Below are 23,346 nucleotides of genomic sequence, written 5' to 3'. Positions count from 1 at the left end.
GTCATGACCGGATCAGAAAGTATCAGCGCGCTGGTAACGGCGCTGCCGGAAAAGTACCAGCCGATCTTCGGGCACCCGGAACTTTCGGAGGGAAGCTCGAGGGGGTGCGAAGACAGACTCGTGCTGATTGCCGAATGCGCGAAGCGAATGCAGGACGCGCTTGGACGCCCACTGCGCGTGCTCGACTTTGGCTGTGCGCAGGGCTTTTTCTCCCTGAGCCTGGCCGCCAAAGGCCACCGGGTGCATGGTGTGGATTTCCTCGACCGGAACATTGCGCTGTGCCAGGCGCTTGCTAGCGACAACCCTGCACTTGAAGCCAGCTTCGAACATGCAACGGTCGAGGAAGTGATCGAGCGGCTCGAAGACAGGGAATACGACCTGGTGCTGGGCCTAAGCGTGTTCCACCACCTGGTGCATGCCCAGGGCGTTGAGCGCGTCCGCAGGTTGTGTCAAAAGCTTGCCGATTCCACCGAAGCAGGCATCTTCGAGATGGCCTTGCGCGAGGAGCCGCTCTATTGGGCCGCCTCTTTGCCGAGCGATCCAGCGGAACTGCTGGCAGGCTATTCCTTTACCCGGTTGTTGTCACGGCAGACGACTCACCTGTCGGCGATCGCGCGGCCGCTGTATTTTGCGAGCAGCAGGCTGTGGTATGCGGACGGGGTCGTTGGGAAATTCAATTCCTGGTCGGGCGAATCGCACGCCCATGGCAGGGGCACCCACCAATACAGCAGGCGCTATTACTTCGGCGACTGCGTGTTTGTGAAGAAAATGACGCTCGGCATAGGCGACCGTGCGCAGATCAATCTCAAGGAGTTCCAAAATGAAGTCGATTTTCTTCGAAACCCTCCCGACGGTTATCGTGCTCCCCGCCTGATCGCAGCGCTGGAAGACCGCTCCGACCTTTTCCTTGCCAGGGAGATGATGAAGGGTCGCTTGCTGTCGGAGCTGATTGACGACGAGACGCTCTACGATGCCGACCGGGTCGTATCGGAACTGTTGGATCAGCTCGTGGCGCTTGAACGCGCGGGTCTGTATCACAACGATGTGCGCTGCTGGAACGTGCTCATGACCCGGGACGGGCATGCTGTCCTGATTGATTACGGTGCCATTTCTTCCGAGGCGACGGATAGTTCCTGGCTGGACGATCCGCTGCTGGCTTTCCTGATTACAGTGAAGGAGATTCTCGAGCGTCACATCGTGCCTACTAGCCCGAGCCGAGAGCCGGCGCTGGATCTGATGTCACTGCCTTTCCGGTATCGGAATGCATTCATTCGCTTGTTCGGGCGAGCACAGACGCACTGGACCTTCAAGGAGCTACAGGACAATCTGGCATTGCCGGAGTCGGTATCCGATGAAGTGCCGGAGTGGATGTCGATCTATCAGTACCTTCAGCGATCCCTACGCACCTACAGCGGATATGTGCGTGCACTGTCTACACATAGCGAACACGAACACGCCGCATTGATGGCAAGCGAGTCTTCGCTGGCGCGCGTCCTCGACGATGCGCAACAGGGACAGGAGAAGCTTGTCGCGCTTCAGACCGAGATCGAGATGGCGGCTGACCGTTATCACGACCTGGAGGAAAACAGCCTGCGCATGGCCAAGTGGTCCAAGGAACTCGAAGAGCACGCGAAAGAGCTCGAAGAGCGTGCAAACGCGCTGGGAAAAAGCACTGGCCAGCTAAGTGAGCAGGCAGCGGTACTGGAGAGTCGGGCCCTTGAGGCTGAGGCGGGCAGGGACAGGTTCCGCGAACAGGCCGCCGAACTCCAGGCGCGCGCTGCAACGTTCGAGGCCAACAACCTGGAGCTCTCCCATCGCATCACCGAGCTTGAGGTTGAGCTGGAAGAACGGCAGCGCGCTCGCGAGCTCGCGGAGTTGTTGGCGGCCGATCTCGGCAGACTGACTGCAGAACGAGACCAGTTGCAGGAAGAAGTAGCTGAAAAGCAGCTGTCCAACGAACGCCTGGAAGCCAAGGTTGTGGAGCTTCACTCCAATGTGGATTCCCTCCTGCAGCGGATCGAGCGCTCCGAAACATCGGGCGAACACGATCGGCGTCGGCTGAAGGAGCTGCAGGCCAATCTGTCGCAGCGCAATCAGGACGTGGAAACCTCGCGTGCTCGGGTTCGCGAACTTGAGTACATTGTTGGTGGATTAGAGGGGCTCATTGCCGACTTCCATACCAGTCGTTCGTGGCGCGTTACCGCGCCGCTGAGATGGGTGACCACCAAGGTGCTCAGGCGTGATGAACCTCTGGCACAGATAGTGCCCAGAAAGACGGAACCGACCAATGCCATCGCTTATGGCCAGGACCTGCCAACTCCAGCGGATGCGGCGCTGGAGAAGCGGCTGGCCGCGCTCGACCAAATCGGGCGCCGAGTAAGGAAACCCGAGCAGTAATTCACGGAAGTCATCGCAGTGGCAAGGGCAATATCGAAAGGGGACTCGGTTTTGAAAAGAATTATCGTACTTGGCGCGCAGGTGCCGTTTGTTCGCGGAGGCGCCGAGCTCCTCAACGAAGAGTTGGTGCGTCAGATCAATTTGTGGGGCAAGCAGCGCCACGTCGTCGCTGAGCTGGTGCAACTCCCCTACAAGTGGTATCCGGAAACCGAGATCCTCTCTGCGATGCTTTCCTGGCGACTGCTGGACCTCAGCGAGGCCAACGGGCAGAAGATTGACTTGTGCATCTGCACCAAGTTTCCGACCTACGCAGCGTCGCATGCCAACAAGACGCTGTGGCTTGTGCACCAGCATAGGGTGCTCTACGACCTCGCGCATACGCGCTTCGATCAGCCCCATTTGAGCAGCAGGGATTCTGCGGTGCGCGATGCATTGCGTGTGTCGGACGAGGAGATGCTGTCCGACATCGATTCGCGGTTTACAATTTCCCAGACGGTTACTGACCGGCTGACGCAGTATTGCGGCCTGTCTTCGGAAGTGCTGTATCCGCCGTCCAAGCTGGCGCCGCACATCAAGTCGGGCGAATACGGGGATTTCGTATTGTGTATCGGTCGTCTTGAATCGATGAAGCGGCCGGACCTGTTGATCCGGGCAGCCCAGCACGTACCGCATGCAAAGGTCGTCATCGCCGGAACTGGTGCAAGCGACTACGCACGCGCATTGGCTCCGCTGGTGCGCGAGCTGGGCCTGGAAAACAGGGTCGAACTGGCCGGCTTTATCGAAGATGTCCGCTTGCTTGAGCTGATCGCCAGTTGCCGCGCGGTGTTCTATTCGCCAGTCGACGAGGACTATGGTTTCGCGACTCTCGAAAGTTTCGCCGCGCATAAGCCGGTCATCACCGTTGATGACAGCGGCGAAGTGTGCCGTATCGTGCGGTCCACCGGCAGCGGCTGGGTGACCGCTCCGACCCCGGAGGCCATCGCCGAGAGCCTGCTGGACTGCTATGCCAGGACACCGGCCCAGCTTCGCGTGCTGGCTGAGGAAGGACATCGCCTCAGCGAGACCATCACCTGGGACCGCGTGATCCGTCAACTCGTGGAGAGCAGGCTTTGAGTGCTCCGTTCCGAGTCGCACTGGTCGGGCCCCAGCCGCCTGATCGGTCCGGCATTGCCGAGTACGCGGCCGGCCTGGTCGACATGTTGCGTGATTGCGGTTTGTCGGTTGAGACGGTCACCGTTGCGGATGTCGAGCAGAAAGGCGCGTCACAGATCTTTGCCAGTCTGCGCGCAGCAGACGCCGTCGTGTATCAGATGGGAAACCACCCGACGTTCCACGGCTGGATGCTTCCCCTCATGGCGGCCGTGCCCGGAATCGTGCATTTGCATGACCTGGTGCTTCACCATATGGCGGCTGGCGTATTGAGCGATGCGGGTCGACTGGACAGCGCCAGTTACGGTGGCTTGTTGGAAAAGTGGCATTCAACATCACAGGTCAGAGCCGCAACGGTGGCTCTTCGTCTCGGCACGCCGATATGGGGCCGCGCCCAGGTGGTTGATTATCCGCTGCATCATGTCGCAACACAGTATGCGACCGAAATGGTCGTGCATTCTCGATACTCAGCGGACCGGATCGCAAAGGATTTTCCCTGGCTCCCCATCACGGTGGTGCCGCAGCTCTATCCGATAGTGGCACCCCACCGCGTCCGCAGCCGGCTGAATACCATCGCGCTTCTTGGCGGAGGTCAGGTAAACCGTCGCTTTGATTGGGTTGTGCAGGCACTGGCCATGATCGACGAGGCGCTGGACGAGCCGCTCGCGCTGGAGATCGCAGGAGACGTCGAGCCTGCGGTGGCGAGCCAGCTTGAGGCGTTGACAGGGCTGCGTAACGTTCGATTGATCAACCACGGCCGTGTCGACGACGAAAATTTCTGGAAGGTCTTCGAACGAGCCGACATGATGATCGCCTTGCGGCAGCCCACCATGGGCGAAGCGTCTGCTGTGGTCTCCAAGGCCATGCAGGCCGGGCTTCCGACAATCGTGTCCGACCATGGCTGGTATGCCGAGCTTCCCGGCTGTGTAAAAAAGATCGTTCCCGACAATGACTGTGCGATCGCGCTGGCGGAACTGTTGCTGCATCTAGCGCAATATCCCGAGTCGTATGCCCGCTGGGCAGAGGAATGTGCCGATTCGGCAGGACGACCTTCGTTAGCCCCCATTGCTGCGGCGGAGCAGTATGCGCGGCTATTGCGCACCCATCGCGTCTTCTCCGATTTCCGCGACAGGGTGGCAGACGCGATAGCGAGCATGAGGGTGGACGCCGACTCCCCGCTCGGCAGCGAGCTGCAGCGGATCGACGTTCGCGCCGGCCTGAAGGGGGATCGCTGGGTGGATGCGGCGCTGGCAGTTCTTGACGACCAGAAGCTGGACTCGCATGCCCGGATCACCGGCGAGACGGTAGGGCCGTATCCTTATACAGAGCCACTGCCTGACACGGCATTCCAGGGTTCCGCGGCCGTGGTTGACGCTGATCTCAGCGTTGTGGAGGCCTCGAACGTGATTCCCTTGCGCGTTCAGCTTACCAATGAGGGGGATTTCCCCTGGCTCAGCCCGTCTGACCACACTATCAAGCCCTTTGGAATATATCTGGGCTATTTCTGGCATTCGTCCGACCCTTCGCTGGAGCGGGTCGAGCAGGCTCGTCATTTTCTGGAGGATGTAGTACGCCCGTCGTCATCCGGTATCCATGAGATCATTATCCGTGCGCCTGACGTTCCCGGGGAGTATGAGCTGGAAATTGATCTGGTCCAAGAATCCGTTTGCTGGTTCAAACACAGGGGCTTTATGCCTGCGCGTGCCAGCGTGCACGTAGAGGCGGCCTCGCCATGAAAAAACTTATCCATTCATAAAAAGTCCTTAATCATGAAAAAAATGAACAAATCCCGTCGTGTCGTTGGTGCAGCCATCGCGCTGGCTGCGGCGATCGTTGTCACTGGCTGCTCCAAATCCCCGAACAACAACGCCCAGCAGTCAGCCGACGCGCAGCAGTCTGCGGCGGCGGCTCCGGAAGTTGAAGGCATCTCGGCCCCAATCCCGCAGGACCAGGTGGGTGCTCGATACGCTGTGTCGGCTGAGCCTGTGCTGTTTAAAAAAGGTGAGATCCTGAAAGTTGTGGTCAAGGTCACCAATACCGGAAAAGTCGCGGTTAACTCGAAAGGCAAGATGCCGGTCAACCTCGCCGTTTCGCTGGTTGATGGTGCCGGTGCGATGGTAAAAAAGGAGTTCGTGCGCGTTCCGCTGCCGCCGCAGGGTATCCCTGCTGGCGGATCTGCTGACGTCGTCGCTGAGGTCCCGGCCCAGGCCGTGGTAGGCAACACGCTGCGCTTCGGTCTCGTACAGGAGGCGGTCGCATGGTACAGCGACTACCAGATTCAGCCGTTGGACGACGGCCCGTTTAAGAGCTGTGAAGATCAGGGCAAGCCGACCCTTTGCGGCAAGGATGGAAAGCCGCTCACTAGGCAGTGACGGTAACGCCATCGACGCGAGCCTGCTGCGCCAGGCTTGGAATTGGAACTGTTTCGTAAATAAGAGAATGTGTTAATGAAGACTGCGTTGATTACTGGAATCTCTGGTCAGGACGGGGCTTACCTGGCCCAATTGCTCCTGGATAAGGGATATCGTGTGTTCGGCACCTATCGCCGAACGAGTTCCGTCAATTTCTGGCGGATCGAGGAGCTGGGGATCGCAGCCCACCCGAACCTTCATCTGATCGAATACGATCTGACCGATCTGGGTTCAAGCATCCGCATGCTTGAAAGCGCTGGCGCCACAGAGGTCTACAATCTGGCTGCTCAGAGTTTCGTCGGTGTGTCGTTCGACCAGCCGACGACCACCGCGCAGATTACCGGTATCGGTCCGGTTCACCTGCTCGAAGCGATCCGCCAGGTTAATCGGGATATTCGTTTTTACCAGGCGTCGACTTCGGAAATGTTCGGCAAGGTGCAGGCGGTCCCGCAGATCGAGACCACGCCGTTCTACCCGCGTAGTCCTTATGGTGTGGCCAAGCTTTATGCGCACTGGATGACCGTTAATTACCGTGAAAGCTACGACATCTTCGGTTCGAGCGGCATCTTGTTCAATCACGAAAGCCCACTGCGTGGACGCGAATTCGTGACGCGCAAGATCACCGACTCCGTCGCGAAGATCAAGCTCGGCCTGCTGGACTGCATAGAGCTGGGTAATCTCGACGCGAAGCGGGATTGGGGTTTTGCACGGGAATATGTCGAAGGAATGTGGCGGATGCTTCAGGCAGACGAGCCGGACACCTTTGTGCTTGCGACCAACCGCACCGAGACCGTCCGTGATTTCGTCAGCATGGCGTTCAAGGGCGCCGGGATCGACGTTGAGTTCCGCAACAGTGATGTTGACGAGATTGCTGTGGATGTGCAGACCGGTAAGACGGTGATGAAAATCAATCCGAAGTTCCATCGTCCTGCCGAAGTGGAATTACTCATCGGCAATCCAGAAAAGGCCGAACGCGTACTGGGCTGGCGTCCTGAGACGAGCCTGGAGTCGCTTTGCCAAATGATGGTGGAAGCAGATCTGAAAAGGAACGAACGTGGTGCTTCCTTCTGATATTGCTGGAAAGCGGGTATTGGTCACTGGCGCGTCCGGTTTTACCGGCCGCTATGTGGCCGATGAACTAAAAAACCTGGGTTGCGAAGTGCTGGGGCTCGGCGGTTCTGATCAGCCCGCACCGCGCTGGGCCAGCGCCCTGGCGCCGGTCGACCGTCATTATCAGGCCGACCTGCGTGATCAGGATGCTTTGCGTGAGGTGCTGAAAACGACTTCTCCGGACATCATCATTCACCTGGCCGCGCTTGCGTTTGTGGGGCATGGTAGTGCGGATGATTTCTACAATGTAAATCTTGTTGGTACGCGCCACTTGCTGCAGGCAGTGGACGAGGCTGCAATCTCTCCTGGGCGCCTGCTTATCGCCAGCAGTGCCAACGTTTATGGCAACTCCTCGGAGGGACGCTTGGACGAGTCGGTCGCCGCGGCGCCGGCAAACGATTACGCCATCAGCAAACTGAGCATGGAGTACGTGATTCGGCTTTGGCAGAGTCGGTTGCCTGTCATCGTGGTCCGGCCGTTCAACTACACCGGCAGGGGGCAGTCGGAAAACTTCCTGATCCCCAAGATCGTCTCGCATTTTGTCAGGCGCGAGCTGCGGATCGAGTTGGGAAATCTGGATGTATCGCGCGATTTCGGCGATGTCAGGGCGGTGGCATCCGCCTACGGCAAGCTGTTGCAGTTATCCGACGCCATCGGTCGTACGGTCAATGTGTGCTCCGGAACGGCTTATTCCCTTCGGGAAGTGATCGACTTGTGCACACAGATCACTGGCCATTCGTTGGAAGTTTCGGTGAACCCGAAGTTCGTCCGTAGCAATGAAGTCAAGATGCTGTGCGGCGATAACCGGTTGCTGCAGGAACTTGCGGGAAGCTGGACGTCTCCGCCGCTGCGGAAAACCCTGGAATGGATGCTGGAAGAAGGCTGAGCGATGCTCGGCCGAACGGAATGCCGGCAGCTAGCTGGGCTTGGTGATCTATCTGCGCGTATGCACGGCGCCGACGCAGAGAAGCCTGAAGTACGAGATTGATGCGGCCAGACAGCCTGTGTCACGTTGCGTCTGACGTGACGCGGGCTGTTGGTTGGTCGGCAGGCATACGATCAAGTGGCTGACCTGGAGATCTGAATGACTCCACCCTGCGCGTGCTGTCAACCACGTTCAGAGGCGCCCAACAAATACAGGTCGAGTGAAGTCAGGTGCAAGTCCACTTGCTGGCTTGCCCAACCATGGCCAGCGGCTGCTAGGGGGTGCGGCCTGACAGCTGCAAAGACCTGAGTGAGATGCCCAGAGCACGCGTGTCCGAAGACAGTCCAAGTTCAACTGGGGAGGCGGGGTGATCGTAGTGGAGTTCGACCCTGACCTCATCGCCAGCCGCCAACGTTGGCAGGGCAACGCTGATGTGCTGCTGTTCTGGCGCGGCTGCTGTCAGCGTTTGATGTTGCCAGTTTCCGCCATTGACGCGAGCACTGACCTCCATGGATTGGCGTTGCGGAGCCCATAGGCCGCCAGCCTGCAAGAAAAGCTGGTTGCCCGCTGTCGCCGATTTCTCGATTCGCACCAAAAGCCCCGAATCCTCGCCGATGGACCATACGCCGAACGGTTCATCGCTGGACCAGCCATTTGTCAGAAAGGGCCGCAAATCTGCAGGGCCTACTGTCTTACCTGCCGAAAGCATGGCGGGTTTCATCGAAGCAGCATCCAGGGAAGAATCGGTCTCTCTCGCCGTACAGCCAGGAAGTAACACGCATAAGACGGCAGCCAGCACGGCAACCCTAATACCGTGGTTTGCGGTAATCATCTTGAATCCTGGCCGTTAATGGTGTGGGAAGGAATGCGCATGTCTTTTAGTTAGCCGAGTCGATCGGCGCGACCTTGATCCAATCGAAGGCCATACCGATCCCGTAAGAGTGATTATCGACGGGGAGCAGGAAAGTGGCCCGATTGTCGTCCTTCTTCAGGAAGGACGAGGGCAATTCTCCATAAAACTCACTGGCATTAAGCCAACGTAGCGGGACCACATGCCCGTTTACTGAAACGGCGAGCTGCTCAGGGTGTATGCCGGGCGCAATGGCCCTGACCTTTCCACGAACCAGATACGTCCCGCCAGCGGGTTTGAGGCGGAATTGAAGCCACGGATTCTCCACCACGTTCCACGAAAACGAAGCACGTTCTGCGGAACCTTCGGGTTGCCACTGGGCATCCTGCCATCCTCGACCGGGTGCAGGCACGTCCAAGTTCCACCAGCGGCCGAAATCCCACCTGAAGCTAGCCTCTTGGTCCCTGTGGCGGAACTGATCGAACGCCAGCAGCCAGGGGGGCGGAGCGAGCATGGCGCGATAGCGCCGCGAAACGGTGTCGTTGCGCAACGAAAGCTCGTCTTTGCGCGCACCGAGCAGCGGCACGATGCCGTTTTCGGGAATGCGTACGACCTGCGTCGTGCTCTTGTCTGCGCGATATAGAACGCTTTGCGGCGGCGACGTATAGCCGGGCCCATCGACCGTTGCGCCTGAGCTGAACTCCCAGTGGTCAGGGTACTCGGCACATTGGCCGGTGCGGCCTCTTTCATCCGTGCGTTGCCAGTCGTTCTCAGGCTGATTGCAGATCTGCACCCGGTTGATCGGCTTCCCGTACAAGTATGTCAGCGCGTTCATCATGTTTTCCCGGAGCATCCACACGCTGTTGATCCGATGGGAGCCATCGAGAATGAGGAGATCGCGTTCGTTGGCAATGTCCGGCAGGCTTACGGCCACGTTCTTGAGGACCTCGCGCTCTGTATCGGAGATCTGTTCGTAATGATGGAACTGGAACATCTGCGCCGCCATGCCCAATACGATCAGCACAGTTCCCAACAATACCGCCAAGGTTCGACGCGCTCCAGAGAGGAGCATGACCAGAGCCACCGTTTCCAGTGCCCCGCCCGGCGTCGCGAAAAGAAAGGTGCGTTGACTGATGCTGGTATGCGCTGGCGACGCAAGAAAGGGGAGATAACCGACGGCAGCAAACACCACACCAGTGAAGAGCACCCGCAGCGACCAGAGTGCGCCGATGTGCTTTCCCGACGTTGGCGTGGACACAGGTTCGCGTACGTAGCGGAGCAGAACCACTGCCATCAGCGCAATGGCTGACAGATACCAGAAGCTGCGGTACTCGACGAAGATAATCCGTGCGGCGTCGATCCAGCCGCCCACCACGCTTCGCCCGATGCCCGTGTAGAACATTACGTGGGCGCGGTCCTTAAGCAGGGCAATACCACCCGCCTGGCCCTTCAATACGTCCCCCTGGTAGGTCGAACCGTGTTTGGCGACGTAGTAGATGTAAGCCGCACAAGCCAAGACGCCGACGCACCAGACCAGCGAAACGTGCCAGCGGCGTAGCGGCACCCGGATCGTTTCCACCAACCCCAACCGACACCACAGCAACAGCAGAGGCAAGATTGCGTATGCCAACGCCAACTCGTAGATCAGCGTGGCGACGACGAACATGGCGGTGGACAGCAGCGACAACAGGATCGCTCTGGTCCTGCTGGCCATCCGTTCACTTTCATATGCGTGCACAATCCCGATCACGCCGGCCAAGGCCAACCCGACAGACCAGTTGATATGGAAGGAACGGAACGACAGCTGCATCGTATCGGCGGGATAGATGACCACCAGCAGCGCCAACAACACGGCATAGAGCCGCGAGCGCAGCAGCCACCACCCTATGATTCCGCCGCAAACGCCCTTCAACACCAAGGCCAGCATCTGCAGTAGATGCATGGCGAAAAAGGAATTGGGCGATAGTTGGTACGCGATCGCATTCGGCAACAGCATGAGAGGCCGCATGCGGTGGGTAGGAAGTGGCCCTCCCTCGCCAACAAAGTAGAACACGCCGTGGCGAGTGAACAGGCTCAGAAGATCCCATTCCTCGATATGCCCCATCATGTTGAAGCCGAAGGGAAGCCAAAGCAGCATGACGATCGCTATGGAGCAAGCGATGAACAGCATGGTGCGTTGGGAAGCGTCGTTGCGGGTAAGGAGGTTGGACATTCGATAACTTGTTTGGTTGCAGTTGAGGCGTAGGTTGGATTTAGACGTGATCGCGACGTCGGTCCCGGTTGAAGACCCAGAAATTCATCACGAGAAATACCACGACAGGCACGACAACGGCCGAGAACGCAATGCCCCACGCGTAATGCAAGTGCAGACTGTTCACAGCCACGCCCATTCCGATGATGGACAAGGCGAGGTTGAAGCTGTGCAGCAAAATGAAGCGCAAGCCTTCCGAACTCAGATGACCAGAGGACACGAACGTAAAGCTGCGGTGCGCGACGAAATTGATTGGCACCAACACCAGGTAGCAGAGCGCTGTCGCCATGGTCGGCTGCATGCCGAGCTTTGAGACAGCCAACCAGGTGAGCGCACTGAAGGCGACGGTACTGGCGCCGCCAACGATGCAAAAGCGCAGAAAGCGTGCGGCTAGGGCGCGATGGCGCTGCGGTATCACTGCACGTTCTCTTGCTCTTGGCCTACGTTGAGCTGTTGGCCCTTTATGTATTGGGGACGATTGCTGACGTTCAGCAGCACGCGCCCTACATACTCGCCCACCACGCCCAGCGCGAGTAGCTGGATGCCGCCCATGATCAATACCGCGACGATTAATGAGGTCCAGCCGATGACGGTGTGTGGCCAAAGCAGCTTTTGCAAGATCAGAACGATGGCGCACAGGAAGCCCAGCCCGGAAGAGACGATTCCTGTCAGCGACGCTACCCGTAATGGCGTGATCGAGAAGCTTGTGGCCATCTGCATCCACAGCGAGATGGATTTGCGCAGGCTGTATCCAGACTTGCCGTCGCTTCGAGCGTGGTGCTCCGCTTCTATGGTGGTGATATTGCTGGTGCTCTGGACGATAAGGCCATCGACATAGACGAAGGGGCCACCGTAGCGCAATATCTCGTCACGTACTTCGCTGATCAAGCCACGAAACGGCGAAAGATACAGCCCGCGAGGTTTGGCGAGCAGCCACGAAGCCATGCGGTCATTGAACTGGCTGCCGAGGCGCTTCCAGAGAGCGTGTCGCCGGCTTTTGAACTGCGCGTAGCACACATCCGCTCCGCTGCGCAGCTCTGCCACAATGCGCCCGATGTCGGACGGCGAATGCTGCAGATCGTCATCCATGGTGACGATGTAACGGCCGCGTGCCACACCGAATCCAGCCATTAACGCATTGTGCTGCCCCGCGTTCTTGCGCAGCCGGACTCCCTTCAACCAGGGCCGGGAGGCGCACAGCGCTGTGATGACCTGCCAGGAATTATCCGGGCTGCAGTCGTACACCAGTACAACTTCGAACTTGTCGGTGAGCGCAGTCAGCGACTCCTCGAGTTTCTCTGCAAGCGTGGGCAGAATGCTGGCGCTGCCATAGACCGGGATGACGACGGAAATATCAGGTTGCATCGCTTGTTCCGTAGTATTTGCGGATCAGCCTGGCGATGTATCCGGGAGAGGAGTCAATGCCGGTGGCAGTTGCATAACGAACAAATGGTGCCGAATCGGGCGTGGCACCGCCGCCTCGGTCCACAAAGTCGATGGTTGCCTTCTTGCCCAACGTGGCCTCGAGCACCGAGACCAGCTCGAGCATGGTGACGTTTTCTGGCGGAGCCAGATCGAGCACAGCATTGGTCTCTAGGCGGTTCTCAACCAGATGAAGGGTCAATCGGGCAACATCTTCCACGTCGATCAGGCAGCGCACTGCCTTGACCCAGAGGCGTAACGGCTCCGCGTTGCGGATGCCACTGGCAAGGTAGTTGGACAGGGTGTGTGGGTTGTCGGTGCGGCCTACGACTTGAGGCAGGCGCAGAATCAGAGACTCGTCCCGTTCCGCGATCAGCCGTTCCATTTTCAGCTTGTGGCGGACGTAATGAGTTTCGGCGCGGTCGGGGTCTGTCACGCTGCACGTGCTGAAGTAGACGAAACGGCCCCGCGCGTCGTCCAGGGCCTTGACCAGCAGGCGTGCTTCCCTTTCGAATGCCGCAGGATCGGTCTCGGATGAATTGGACACCCCGGAGGCGAATACCGTGGCGTTGAGCTCAGCGAGCTTATCTGCTGCGAAGGATCTGGCCAACAGGCCATTGCCGATGATCACTTAATTACCAATTCCCATTTATCGACTTTCTCCTTACACAGCGGCGGACAACGACAAGGTCGCCGGCGCTATACGATCGTCACTGGCCAACACCCGCTCCGGCCGTAGCGTGCCCCCATCAGGCATTAAAACGTCAGGCGGTGCAACCGCCACGCCGACGGCGCAGTATACCGTTCGCTGTGGCGGCCGTCGTAACCCTGCGCGTAGCCGTTAGCCCAACGCCTTTTCCAGCTCCGGCAGCAACACAAACAAATCCCCCACCAACCCAATATCCGCAATCTCGAAGATCGGCGATTCCGGGTCTTTGTTGATCGCCACGATCGTGCCCGCGTCCTTGATGCCGGTCAGATGCTGGATCGCGCCGCTGATGCCGATGGCCACATACAGTTCCGGGGCGATGATCTTGCCGGTCTGGCCCACCTGCAGTTCGTTGGGCACGTAGCCGGCATCCACCGCAGCGCGCGAGGCACCGACGGCGGCGCCGAGTTTGTCGGCCAGGTTGTAGATGTGCTTGAAGTTCTCGGCCGAGCCGACGCCGCGGCCACCGGAGACCACTCGCTTGGCGCTCTGCAGGTCGGGGCGATCGGATTTACCTGCGGCCAGCTCGATAAAGCGCGTGTGGGTCGGGAGCGTGGCATCGACCGTGACCGACTCGACAGGGGCGCTTCCACCGGTCGCGGCTTCCGGCCACGAGGCGCTGCGCACGGTTGCAACCACGATCTGGTCTGACGGCGCTTTCACGGTGATGATCGCGTTGCCGGCGTAGATCGGGCGCTTGAAGGTGTAGGCATCTTCGACCGCCATGAGGTCGGAAACCTGATTGACGCCAAGCAATGCGGCCACGACCGGCATCAGATCCTTGCCGAAGGTCGTGGAGGGGCCGAATACATGGCTGTAACCCTGGCCGGCGAGTTGGGCAATTTGTGGCCCCAGCACCTGCGCGATGGCATGCTCGTTGGCGGCGTTTGCCACAGTCAGCACGCGTGCGACGCCTGCTAACTGCGCGGCCTGCGCGGCAACGGCGCCAGGATCGGCAGCCAGTACGACGATATCGATGGACTCGGCCGATACTGCCAGCGCGGCGCTGAGGGTCTTGGCGGTGGCCGCATTGAGCTGACCATTGATGTGTTCGGCGACAACGAGAATTTTAGACATCGGAACTTCCTTCAAGGTTGGCGCACACGTCTTCGTATATTGAGAAGCCTGGCCATGGATGGCCAGACTCTTGATCAGAAACGATCACAAGAGTCCCTTCTGCTTGAGTGCGGCCACCAGCTCGGCGGCGTCCTTGACGATCACGCCGCGGCTGCGCTTGGACGGCGCGGCGTAGTGGGTGGTGCTGAGACTGTCGTGCGCATCGACTCCCAGGTCGGCAAATGCCAGCGTCTCCATCGGTTTGCTCTTGGCCTTCATGATGTCCGGCAGCTTGATGAAGCGCGGCTCGTTCAGGCGCAGATCGGTGGTGATCACGGCCGGCAGGTCGACTTCCAACGTTTCCAGGCCGGCGTCGACCTCGCGCGTCACCGTGGCCTTGCCATCGGCGACGACCAGTTTGCCGGCGAAGGTCGCCTGCGGGCGGCCCCACAACGTGGCGAGCATCTGGCCGGTCTGGTTGGCGTCGTCGTCGATCGCCTGCTTGCCTAGGATGACCAGGTCCGGCTGCTCCTTCTCGACCAGCTTGAGCAGGGTACGTGCGGCGGTCAGCGGCTGGATGGCGGAATCGGTCACCACGTGGATGGCGCGATTGGCGCCCATGGCCAGGCCGTTGCGCAGGTGCGCGGCAGCATCGGCCGGCGCCAGGGTGGCGACCACCACTTCGGTGGCGATGCCGGCATCGCGCAGGCGCAGCGCCTCTTCCAGGGCGATTTCGTCGAACGGGTTCGGCGAGAGCTTGACGCCGTCGGTCACCACACCGGATCCATCCGGTTTGACCTGAATGCGGACGTTGTAGTCCACCACGCGCTTGTAGGCGACGAGGATTTTCATCGTGTACGAGATCCTTCAGCTATTGCGGGAAGGCCCGGCCGCGGCGGCAGGCTCGGGAGTGCCGCCATTCTAACCGGGGAGGGTGCACCATGCGATGGCGTATGGATGGCGCGGTGCAGCAGTCAAGCATGCCCGTTCGGGCGTTTCTTACGCTCGGTATCGCCTTGACCGTATATCCTGCGTGGTTTGAAAACGCAGCGCGGTTCGCGCGCGATCAGGAGGATAGACAGTGACGACTTGGCTAGTAACGGGGGGTGCCGGCTTCATCGGCGGCAACTTTGTTCTGGAAGCGGTATCTTGCGGAATCGGCGTGGTCAATCTGGACGCGTTGACCTATGCGGGAAATCTGAACACGTTGGCCTCGCTGGATGGCAATCCTGAGCATGTTTTCGTTAATGGCGACATCGGCGATGGCGCCCTTGTCACCCGCCTGCTGCAAGAGCATCAGCCGGATGCCGTGCTGAATTTCGCTGCCGAAAGCCATGTCGATCGCTCCATCGAAGGCCCTGGCGCCTTTATCCAGACCAATGTCGTCGGCACTCTGGCCTTGCTTGAGGCAGTGCGCGATTACTGGAAAGCGCTGCCTTCCGCGCGTCGCGATGCCTTCCGCTTCCTGCACGTGTCCACCGATGAGGTCTACGGCACGCTTGGCGAAACCGGCAAGTTCACCGAAACCACGCCCTACGCCCCGAACTCGCCGTATTCGGCATCCAAGGCGGCATCGGATCACTTGGTGCGCGCGTTTCACCACACCTACGGGCTGCCGGTGCTGACCACCAATTGTTCGAACAATTACGGTCCGTATCACTTTCCCGAAAAACTCATTCCGCTGGTGATCGCCAAGGCGCTGGCCGGTGAGCCCTTGCCGGTGTATGGCGACGGCAAGCAGGTGCGCGACTGGCTGTTCGTCAGCGATCACTGCGAGGCGATCCGCACGGTGTTGGCTAAGGGTAATGTCGGCGAGACCTATAACGTGGGTGGCAACTCCGAGCGCCAGAACATCGAGGTCGTGCAGGCGATCTGTGCGCTGCTGGATCAGCATCGTCCGCGCGAAGACGGCAAGCCGCGCGCAAGCCAGATCACCTATGTCACCGACCGCCCCGGGCACGACCGTCGTTACGCGATCGATGCCTCCAAGTTGAAGAACGAGCTGGGTTGGGAGCCGGCGTATACCTTCGAGCAGGGGATTGCGCAGACGGTGGAGTGGTATCTGACCAACCAGGCGTGGGTGCAGGGTGTACTGGATGGCAGCTATCGCCTGGAACGCATCGGCGCCGCGGCATAACGCGAGTCTCTCGCAAGAGCCCGCCGATGTGCGGGCCTCCATAGGAAATGGCTCATGACGCAACGTAAAGGCATCATTCTGGCGGGCGGGTCCGGGACGCGCTTGTATCCGATCACCAAAGGCGTCAGCAAGCAGCTGTTGCCGGTGTACGACAAGCCGATGATTTATTACCCGCTGAGCGTGCTGATGCTCGCGGGTATTCGCGACATTCTGATTATCAATACGCCGCATGAGCAGGCGTTGTTCCAGTCATTGCTGGGCGACGGCTCGCAGTGGGGAATCAACATCCACTACGCCGTGCAACCCAGTCCGGATGGATTGGCGCAGGCCTATCTGATCGGCCGCGATTTCGTCGATGGCAAGCCGAGTTGCCTGGTGCTGGGCGACAATATTTTCCACGGTCATGGCTTGACCGACACCTTGCGCCGCGCGGATGCGCGCGAGCCGGGTGCAACGGTGTTCGGTTACTGGGTCAATGACCCGGAGCGCTATGGTGTTGCCGAATTCGATCAGCATGGCAAGGTCATCGACATTGCCGAAAAGCCGGCGCAGCCACGCTCCAACTATGCGGTCACCGGCCTGTACTTCTACGATGGCAAGGCCAGCGATTACGCGGCTGCCCTGAAGCCATCGCCACGCGGCGAACTGGAAATCACCGATCTCAACCGGTGTTATCTCGATGCTGGCGACTTGCATCTCGAGCCGTTGGGGCGCGGATACGCGTGGCTGGATACCGGTACGCATCAGTCCTTGCACGAAGCGGCAAATTTCATCGAGACCATCCAGATGCGGCAGGGTTTGCAGGTGTGCTGTCCGGAAGAAATTGCATTTGGGAAGAGCTGGATCGATGCGGCGCAGCTAGAGCGCTTGGCCGCGCCGCTGCTGAAAAATGGCTACGGAAAATATTTGAACGCATTAGCCAAGCGCGGGGTTGTCCCTTGAAAGTGATCGAAACGACCTTGCCCGGCTGTGTCGTCATCGAGCCTGCCGTCTTTGGCGATGAGCGCGGTTATTTTTTCGAAACATGGAATGCGGAGCGTTTCGGACAGCAGGGCTTACCGACAAATTTTGTGCAAAGTAACGTCTCCACTTCCGCCAGGGGCGTGCTACGCGGTCTGCACTATCAGTGGCCTCGCCCGCAGGGCAAATTGGTGAGCGTGCTTGAAGGCGAGGTCTACGACGTGGCGGTGGACATCCGCAGCGGATCTCCTCACTTTGGGCGTTGGACCGCAGTCTTGCTAAATGCAGAAAACCGACGCCAAGTCTGGATTCCTGAAGGCTTTGCGCATGGTTTCGCGGTACTCTCGGAGAAAGCATTGTTCAGCTATCTGTGCACCGACGTGTACGTCAAGGAAGCCGATGCTGGCGTGCGTTGGGATGATGCTGCAATCGGTATCGATTGGCCGATCAGCGATCCATTGCTGTCCGCCAAGGATGCCAACGCGCCGTTCCTCGGCGATGTGTCGATCGACCGTTTGCCGGTGTTTACGCCGTGACCACGTTGGTCTTTGGGGCGAACGGGCAGGTCGGTACACAATTGCTACGCGCACTGGCAGTGGATGGTGCCGTGCAGGCAACAACACGCAGTGGTCAGTTGCCTGATGGCACCGCTTGCGAGACGGCAGACTTCGACTCGCCGAACACACTGACTGCCTTGCTGGATCGCATCAGCCCTTCGCGTGTCGTCAACGCCGCCGCCTATACCGCAGTGGATCGCGCCGAACAGGACCGCGATAGTGCAATGCGCGCAAATGCCGAGGCACCCGCCGTTATCGCACACTGGTGTGCTGCCCATAACGTCCCGCTGGTGCACTATTCGACCGATTACGTCTTCGACGGGCAGGGTGAAGCACCGTATCCCGAAGAGGCGCCAACCTCACCGCTAGGCGTCTACGGCGAAACCAAACTTGCTGGCGAGGACGCCGTTCGTGCAACCGGTGCGCAGCATCTGATCCTGCGCACGGCATGGGTGTACGCATCGCATGGTGCGAATTTCCTGCGCACCATGCTGCGTGTGGGTGCAGAGCGCGACGAGCTGCGCGTGGTGGCCGATCAGATCGGAACCCCGACGCCGGCTGCCTTGATCGCCGATGTCACCTCGCAGTTGCTGCGTCAACGCAGTGCCAACACATCAGGTACCTGGCATCTCACCGCAGCAGGGCAGACGAGCTGGCATGGTTTTGCCGAAGCGATCTTCGAAGAAGCGGTCAGCAAAGGCCTGTTGTCGCGTGCGCCGCGCGTGGTGCCCATCACCACCGCCGACTACCCGACGCCGGCAAAGCGGCCGGCGTATTCGCGGTTGTCGATCGAAAAACTGCAGCGCGAATTCGACATCGTGTTGCCGGACTGGCAGCTTGGCCTGCAGCGCGTGATTGCCGAAGTCGCCGCTGCCAAACACTAAAGTCGCGGCTCAGATCGGTGGCAACCACGATACCTGCCGACGAATGAAAGCCGCAAAAACAAACAGCCGGGAATCCCCGGCTGTTTGCTGATATGTAGCAGAGTCCCGCAAACGACCGATCAGGTGCGCCCGTAAGTATCTTCAAAGCGCACGATATCGTCTTCGCCCAGATAGCTGCCAGACTGCACTTCGATCAGTTCCAGCGGCAATTTGCCCGGGTTTTTCAGGCGATGGGTCACGCCCAGGGGGATGTAGGTACTCTGGTTTTCAGTCAGCAGCAGCACTTCTTCGCCACGGGTGACTTCGGCAGTGCCGCTCACCACTGTCCAATGTTCGGCGCGGTGGTGGTGCATCTGCAGGCTGAGCGTGGCGCCCGGCTTGACGGTGATGCGCTTGACCTGGAAGCGCTGGCCCATGTCGATCGAATCGTAGGCACCCCACGGACGATAGACCTTACGATGCCAGGTCGCCTCGGAACGGCCGGCCGATTTGATCTGGCTGACCACTTCCTTGACCTCCTGGATACGATCGCGGTGGCCAACCAACACTGCGTCGTCGGTTTCCACCACCACCACATTCTCCAGACCGACCATGGCGATCAGGCGCGAGCCATATGCATAGGTGTTCTTGCAATCGAGCTGTATGACATCGCCATGATGCGCATTGCCCTGACCATCCTGCTCGGAGACGTCCAGCAGCGACGACCATGAGCCAACGTCGTTCCAACCGGCATCCAGCGGCACCACGACCGCATCTGCGGTCTTTTCCATCACCGCATAGTCGATCGAATCCGATGGGCTGGACGCAAATGCATCCTTGTCCAGGCGAGTGAAGTCGGTGTCACGTTTGCCGCCTTCCCATGCCTTCTGGCACGCATCGGCGATGGCGGGCTGGAACTTGCGCAGCTCTTCCAGGTAGCGCGACGCGCGGAACAGGAACATGCCGCTGTTCCAGTAGTACTCACCACTGGCCAGGTAGCCTTGCGCGGTTGCCATATCGGGCTTCTCGACGAAGCGCTCGACCGCCGTGGCGCCGGTGCCTGCGCCGGCCTTGATGTAGCCATAGCCGGTTTCAGGTGCGGTTGGCTTGATGCCGAAGGTGACCAGCTTGCCTTGTTCGGCAGCGGCAGCTGCGATGGTCACCGCAGCCTGAAAAGCGGCTTCGTCACGAATCACATGATCGGACGGCAGCACCAGCAGGAGCGGATCGCCGCCATGGCGGGTGGCTTCCAGTGCGGCCACGGCAATGGCCGGGGCGGTGTTACGGCCCTTGGGTTCGAGCAGGATGGCCGACGGCTTCACGCCCAACTGCTGCAACTGCTCGGCTGCCATGAAGCGGTGTTCTTCGTTGGCCACCACGATGGCTGCGTGTGCCGCCACCGGAGCAGAACGCAGCCAGGTGGCCTGCAGCATGCTATGTTCGCCGACCAGCGGCAGGAACTGCTTCGGGTAGGATTCGCGCGACAACGGCCACAGGCGCGTGCCGGAGCCGCCGGACAGGATAATCGGAAGGACGTCGCTCATGAGCGGGGGAAACTCCAGTGAGTCAAAGTAGGGGGATGGTAAATCAGCCGCGTAGCAGGTTGGAAATCTCTTGGGTACGCGTTTCCAGCAGTGCGGCATCGCCGCGCGTTTCCACGTTCAGACGCAGCAGCGGCTCGGTGTTGGAGCTACGCAGGTTGAAACGCCATTGGCCGAAATCCGCGCTGATGCCATCGGTGTAATCCAGCTCGGGTGACAGCGACGCGTAATGCTCCATCACGCGCGCAACCGCGGCTTTGGCATCGTCGACCTTGAAGTTGATCTCGCCGCTGCAAGGGAACTTTTGCATACGTGCTTCGACCAGGTCCGCCAGCGAACGACCGGACTGCGACACCAGCTCGGCAATCAACAACCAAGGAATCATGCCGGAGTCGGCATAGGCGAACTCGCGGAAGTAATGGTGCGCGCTCATTTCGCCGCCATACACGGCGTTTTCGCTGCGCATCTTTTCCTTGATGAAGGCATGGCCGCTCTTGCACAGCACTGGGATGCCGCCGGCGTCTTCGACCATCTCGACCGTGTTCCAGGTCAGGCGCGGGTCGTGCACAACCTTGCCGCCCGGCTGCTTGGCGAGAATCGCCTGCGCGAGCAGGCCGACCAGGTAATAGCCTTCGATGAAGCGGCCGCTGTGGTCGAAGAAGAAGCAACGATCGAAGTCGCCATCCCATGCAATCCCGAAATCGGCGCCGTGTTCCTGGACTGCCTTGGCGGTGGCAGCGCGGTTCTCCGGCAGCAACGGGTTGGGAATACCGTTAGGGAAGTTGCCGTCGGGCTCATGGAAAACGCGCACGAAGTCGAACGGTAGATGCGGCGCGAGCAGATCGACGATCAAGCCGGCGCCACCGTTGCCGGCATTGACCACCAGCTTGAGCGGCTTGAGCGTGCTGCGGTCCACGTAGTTGAGCAGATGCTCCAGATACGCGGTCTTGTCGGTGCGGCTCTGCTCGCTTGCCGTGGGCTCGCCGGGTGCGGCGGTATCGGCTGCGACCGCGTCGCGGATGGCGAACAGGCCGGTGTCGGAGCTGATCGGTCGCGCCTGCTCGCGGACCAGCTTCATGCCGTTGTAGTCCATCGGGTTATGGCTGGCGGTGACCATCACGCCGCCAGCGGCCTTGAGGTGATCGGTCTGGAAATAGACCTCCTCGGTGCCGCACAAGCCGATATCGATCACCTCGCGGCCGCTGGCGCGCAGGCCGGCCGAGAGCGCTTCCTGCAGGCCTGGACTGGCCAGGCGCACGTCATGGCCCAGGACCACAGGCCCTTGATCCAGCTGCGCCGCCAGCGCCACGCCGATGCGCCGCGCCAAGTCCTCGTTGAGTTCATCCGGCACGCGGCCGCGAATGTCGTAGGCCTTGAAGGCGGGTAGCGTCATGGGCAATTCCTGGGTTGGGGGGCCCCCGAGTTTAGCGGCTGCGCCGTGTCTTGGGTGTGGCGGAATTGCGACCAAGGGCAGGGAACAACCAGCGGCTAGAATGGCTGCTTCACATCAGCGAGGCGAGGGCGGTGATGCGCAAGGGTAGACGTGGTACGGCAAGCGGCAAACGCTATGCCGAGGCCAAGGCGGCGCTGGACGGGGTGCTGGCAGATGGCCAGACGCTGGCGGTCGGCGGCTTTGGTTTGTGCGGCATCCCGGAGGCGCTGATCGCATCTGTGCGCGACAGCGGGGTCAGCGGATTGACGGTGATCTCCAACAACGCCGGGGTCGATGGGTTTTGGCTTGGCCAATTATTAGCCACTCGGAAAATCCGCAAGATGATTTCGTCCTACGTGGGCGAGAACAAGGAATTCGAGCGCCAATATCTGGCCGGCGAACTGGAGCTGGAGTTCAATCCGCAAGGCACACTGGCCGAGCGCCTGCGCGCTGGTGGCGCGGGAATCCCGGCGTTCTACACGGCAACTGGTTACGGCACCCTCGTTGCCGAGGGCAAGGAGACTCGCGCATTCGACGGCAAACATTACGTGCTGGAGACCGCGCTGCATGCCGATGTGGCGCTGGTCAAGGCATGGCGTGCTGATACGGCCGGCAACCTGATGTTTCGCAAGACCGCGCGCAATTTCAATCCGGCCTGTGCCATGGCCGGTCGCGTCTGCATCGCCGAGGTGGAGGAAATCGTGGAGTTGGGCGCGATCGATCCGGATCATGTGCATCTGCCGGGTATCTATGTCGACCGCCTGGTACTCAACGCCACGCCGGAAAAACGCATCGAACAGCGCACCGTGCGCGAAGGACCGCAGTGATGGCCTGGACCAGAGATCAGATGGCCGCACGCGCGGCGCGCGAATTGACTGACGGCGCCTACGTCAACTTGGGGATTGGCCTGCCGACGCTGGTGGCCAATCACATTCCCGCTAGCGTGGACGTGTGGCTGCAATCGGAGAACGGCCTGCTCGGCATCGGCCCGTTTCCCACCGAAGACGACGTCGATGCGGACCTGATCAATGCCGGCAAGCAGACCGTGACAGCGCGCGCTGGCGCCAGTTATTTCGGTAGCCACGACTCGTTCGCGATGATCCGCGGCGGTCACATCGATCTGGCGATTCTCGGCGCGATGCAGGTCACCGAACGCGGCGACCTGGCCAACTGGATGGTGCCCGGCAAGATGGTCAAGGGCATGGGCGGAGCGATGGATCTGGTGGCCGGCGTCAAGCGCGTGGTGGTGCTGATGGAACACGTCGCCAAGGACGGCAGCCACAAGATCCTGACCGAATGCGATCTACCGCTGACCGGTGTCGGTGTGGTCGATCGCATCATCACCGACCTGGCGGTGTTCGATGTCACCGATAGTGGGTTGGTGTTGGTGGAGTTGGCGGACGGGGTGGGGCTGGAGGAGTTGCGTCAGAAGACTGGTGTGGCGATTCGGACGCCTCAATCGTGAGGCGAGGCCGGATGGCCGCTAGGTCATCCGGCCGGCGAATTCAACTCTGAATCGCAACGCTGTTGAGGATCTCCTCGGAGAAGACGTCGAGGGGCGTTTTGAATCCAAGTA

21 protein-coding genes are annotated in these 23,346 nt (G+C 60.1%); 12 read left to right on the top strand and 9 right to left on the bottom strand.

From position 1 onward, the window contains the following. Positions 1-3 precede the first annotated feature (3 nt). From XpopCFBP1817_RS04690 to XpopCFBP1817_RS04665, 6 genes are all read left to right on the top strand, one after another. Complete coding sequence (locus XpopCFBP1817_RS04690) at positions 4-2,397, top strand: methyltransferase domain-containing protein (protein ID WP_128416201.1); 2,394 nt, start codon at positions 4-6, stop codon at positions 2,395-2,397. A gap of 51 nt (positions 2,398-2,448) precedes the next feature. Beyond that, positions 2,449-3,510 carry a glycosyltransferase family 4 protein gene (locus XpopCFBP1817_RS04685; protein ID WP_128416200.1) on the top strand — a complete coding sequence of 354 codons (1,062 nt, stop codon included), beginning with the start codon at positions 2,449-2,451 and terminating at the stop codon, positions 3,508-3,510. After that, positions 3,507-5,282 carry a glycosyltransferase gene (locus XpopCFBP1817_RS04680; protein ID WP_244171057.1) on the top strand — a complete coding sequence of 592 codons (1,776 nt, stop codon included), beginning with the start codon at positions 3,507-3,509 and terminating at the stop codon, positions 5,280-5,282. Before XpopCFBP1817_RS04685 ends, XpopCFBP1817_RS04680 begins: the two co-directional genes overlap by 4 nt. 33 nt (positions 5,283-5,315) lie before the next feature. Then, positions 5,316-5,918 (top strand): glycosyltransferase, encoded by a 603-nt coding sequence (locus XpopCFBP1817_RS04675; protein ID WP_244171056.1) that lies wholly within the window; start codon positions 5,316-5,318, stop codon positions 5,916-5,918. A 75-nt stretch (positions 5,919-5,993) separates the two neighbouring features. Next, a complete protein-coding gene (gene gmd, locus XpopCFBP1817_RS04670; protein WP_128416199.1) occupies positions 5,994-7,028 on the top strand; it encodes a GDP-mannose 4,6-dehydratase in 1,035 nt (344 codons plus the stop codon). Then, positions 7,012-7,953 (top strand): GDP-mannose 4,6-dehydratase, encoded by a 942-nt coding sequence (locus XpopCFBP1817_RS04665; RefSeq protein ID WP_167393828.1) that lies wholly within the window; start codon positions 7,012-7,014, stop codon positions 7,951-7,953. Before gmd ends, XpopCFBP1817_RS04665 begins: the two co-directional genes overlap by 17 nt. Positions 7,954-8,266: 313 nt before the next feature. Here the strand turns inward: XpopCFBP1817_RS04665 and XpopCFBP1817_RS04660 are convergent, their stop codons facing one another. From XpopCFBP1817_RS04660 to XpopCFBP1817_RS04630, 7 genes are all read right to left on the bottom strand, one after another. Further along, entirely contained in the window at positions 8,267-8,713 is a 447-nt protein-coding gene (locus tag XpopCFBP1817_RS04660; protein WP_128416198.1) for a hypothetical protein, read from the bottom strand. A 157-nt stretch (positions 8,714-8,870) separates the two neighbouring features. Continuing rightward, the gene (locus tag XpopCFBP1817_RS04655; protein ID WP_128416197.1) at positions 8,871-11,054 is read right to left on the bottom strand and encodes a hypothetical protein; all 2,184 of its coding nucleotides are present in this window, start codon (positions 11,052-11,054) and stop codon (positions 8,871-8,873) included. A gap of 40 nt (positions 11,055-11,094) precedes the next feature. After that, complete coding sequence (locus XpopCFBP1817_RS04650; RefSeq protein ID WP_023902509.1) at positions 11,095-11,511, bottom strand: GtrA family protein; 417 nt, start codon at positions 11,509-11,511, stop codon at positions 11,095-11,097. Next, a complete protein-coding gene (locus XpopCFBP1817_RS04645) occupies positions 11,508-12,458 on the bottom strand; it encodes a glycosyltransferase family 2 protein (protein ID WP_128416195.1) in 951 nt (316 codons plus the stop codon). The genes XpopCFBP1817_RS04650 and XpopCFBP1817_RS04645 overlap by 4 nt, the downstream gene beginning before the upstream one ends. Beyond that, positions 12,448-13,146, bottom strand: a complete 699-nt coding sequence (locus XpopCFBP1817_RS04640; protein WP_128416194.1) for an NAD-dependent epimerase/dehydratase family protein — start codon at positions 13,144-13,146, stop codon at positions 12,448-12,450. Before XpopCFBP1817_RS04640 ends, XpopCFBP1817_RS04645 begins: the two co-directional genes overlap by 11 nt. Before the next feature lie 210 nt (positions 13,147-13,356). Next, positions 13,357-14,301 (bottom strand): electron transfer flavoprotein subunit alpha/FixB family protein, encoded by a 945-nt coding sequence (locus XpopCFBP1817_RS04635; protein WP_128416193.1) that lies wholly within the window; start codon positions 14,299-14,301, stop codon positions 13,357-13,359. Positions 14,302-14,385: 84 nt separating this feature from the next. After that, positions 14,386-15,132, bottom strand: a complete 747-nt coding sequence (locus tag XpopCFBP1817_RS04630; protein ID WP_128416192.1) for an electron transfer flavoprotein subunit beta/FixA family protein — start codon at positions 15,130-15,132, stop codon at positions 14,386-14,388. 229 nt (positions 15,133-15,361) lie between these two features. Here XpopCFBP1817_RS04630 and rfbB point away from each other — a divergent pair, with 229 nt between their 5' ends. From rfbB to rfbD, 4 genes are read left to right on the top strand one after another with little or no spacing between them, the layout of a single operon-like run. Next, complete coding sequence (gene rfbB, locus XpopCFBP1817_RS04625) at positions 15,362-16,417, top strand: dTDP-glucose 4,6-dehydratase (protein ID WP_128416191.1); 1,056 nt, start codon at positions 15,362-15,364, stop codon at positions 16,415-16,417. Positions 16,418-16,471: 54 nt separating this feature from the next. Next, complete coding sequence (gene rfbA / locus XpopCFBP1817_RS04620; protein ID WP_128416190.1) at positions 16,472-17,359, top strand: glucose-1-phosphate thymidylyltransferase RfbA; 888 nt, start codon at positions 16,472-16,474, stop codon at positions 17,357-17,359. After that, entirely contained in the window at positions 17,356-17,913 is a 558-nt protein-coding gene (gene rfbC / locus XpopCFBP1817_RS04615) for a dTDP-4-dehydrorhamnose 3,5-epimerase (protein WP_128416219.1), read from the top strand. The genes rfbA and rfbC overlap by 4 nt, the downstream gene beginning before the upstream one ends. After that, positions 17,910-18,818, top strand: a complete 909-nt coding sequence (gene rfbD / locus XpopCFBP1817_RS04610) for a dTDP-4-dehydrorhamnose reductase (RefSeq protein WP_128416189.1) — start codon at positions 17,910-17,912, stop codon at positions 18,816-18,818. Before rfbC ends, rfbD begins: the two co-directional genes overlap by 4 nt. A gap of 119 nt (positions 18,819-18,937) precedes the next feature. Here rfbD and XpopCFBP1817_RS04605 read toward each other — a convergent pair whose 3' ends face one another. Then, positions 18,938-20,341, bottom strand: a complete 1,404-nt coding sequence (locus XpopCFBP1817_RS04605; protein WP_128416188.1) for a mannose-1-phosphate guanylyltransferase/mannose-6-phosphate isomerase — start codon at positions 20,339-20,341, stop codon at positions 18,938-18,940. 43 nt (positions 20,342-20,384) lie between these two features. Further along, entirely contained in the window at positions 20,385-21,731 is a 1,347-nt protein-coding gene (locus XpopCFBP1817_RS04600) for a phosphohexomutase domain-containing protein (RefSeq protein ID WP_128416187.1), read from the bottom strand. Between the two features lie 134 nt (positions 21,732-21,865). Here XpopCFBP1817_RS04600 and XpopCFBP1817_RS04595 point away from each other — a divergent pair, with 134 nt between their 5' ends. Both XpopCFBP1817_RS04595 and XpopCFBP1817_RS04590 read left to right on the top strand, forming a co-directional pair. Continuing rightward, the gene (locus tag XpopCFBP1817_RS04595) at positions 21,866-22,597 is read left to right on the top strand and encodes a CoA transferase subunit A (protein ID WP_128416186.1); all 732 of its coding nucleotides are present in this window, start codon (positions 21,866-21,868) and stop codon (positions 22,595-22,597) included. Next, positions 22,597-23,235 (top strand): CoA transferase subunit B, encoded by a 639-nt coding sequence (locus XpopCFBP1817_RS04590; protein WP_128416185.1) that lies wholly within the window; start codon positions 22,597-22,599, stop codon positions 23,233-23,235. Before XpopCFBP1817_RS04595 ends, XpopCFBP1817_RS04590 begins: the two co-directional genes overlap by 1 nt. The last annotated feature ends 111 nt before the right edge of the window (positions 23,236-23,346 follow it).

This window comes from Xanthomonas populi, from assembly GCF_002940065.1.
GTDB lineage: Bacteria > Pseudomonadota > Gammaproteobacteria > Xanthomonadales > Xanthomonadaceae > Xanthomonas > Xanthomonas populi.
Note: the sequence above shows the minus strand (reverse complement) of the source record. Positions and strands in the feature narration are given on the sequence as shown.

Excerpts from the sequence above, each read along its gene's own strand:
- XpopCFBP1817_RS04600 (WP_128416187.1), bottom strand. The coding sequence starts at position 21,731 with ATGACGCTACCCGCCTTCAAGGCCTACGACATTCGCGGCCGCGTGCCG.
- XpopCFBP1817_RS04635 (WP_128416193.1), bottom strand. The coding sequence starts at position 14,301 with ATGTCTAAAATTCTCGTTGTCGCCGAACACATCAATGGTCAGCTCAAT.
- XpopCFBP1817_RS04645 (WP_128416195.1), bottom strand. The coding sequence starts at position 12,458 with ATGCAACCTGATATTTCCGTCGTCATCCCGGTCTATGGCAGCGCCAGC.
- XpopCFBP1817_RS04660 (WP_128416198.1), bottom strand. The coding sequence starts at position 8,713 with ATGAAACCCGCCATGCTTTCGGCAGGTAAGACAGTAGGCCCTGCAGAT.
- XpopCFBP1817_RS04675 (WP_244171056.1), top strand. The coding sequence starts at position 5,316 with ATGAAAAAAATGAACAAATCCCGTCGTGTCGTTGGTGCAGCCATCGCG.
- XpopCFBP1817_RS04655 (WP_128416197.1), bottom strand. The coding sequence starts at position 11,054 with ATGTCCAACCTCCTTACCCGCAACGACGCTTCCCAACGCACCATGCTG.
- XpopCFBP1817_RS04690 (WP_128416201.1), top strand. The coding sequence starts at position 4 with ATGACCGGATCAGAAAGTATCAGCGCGCTGGTAACGGCGCTGCCGGAA.
- XpopCFBP1817_RS04595 (WP_128416186.1), top strand. The coding sequence starts at position 21,866 with ATGCGCAAGGGTAGACGTGGTACGGCAAGCGGCAAACGCTATGCCGAG.
- XpopCFBP1817_RS04590 (WP_128416185.1), top strand. The coding sequence starts at position 22,597 with ATGGCCTGGACCAGAGATCAGATGGCCGCACGCGCGGCGCGCGAATTG.
- rfbA (WP_128416190.1), top strand. The coding sequence starts at position 16,472 with ATGACGCAACGTAAAGGCATCATTCTGGCGGGCGGGTCCGGGACGCGC.
- XpopCFBP1817_RS04630 (WP_128416192.1), bottom strand. The coding sequence starts at position 15,132 with ATGAAAATCCTCGTCGCCTACAAGCGCGTGGTGGACTACAACGTCCGC.
- XpopCFBP1817_RS04605 (WP_128416188.1), bottom strand. The coding sequence starts at position 20,341 with ATGAGCGACGTCCTTCCGATTATCCTGTCCGGCGGCTCCGGCACGCGC.
- gmd (WP_128416199.1), top strand. The coding sequence starts at position 5,994 with ATGAAGACTGCGTTGATTACTGGAATCTCTGGTCAGGACGGGGCTTAC.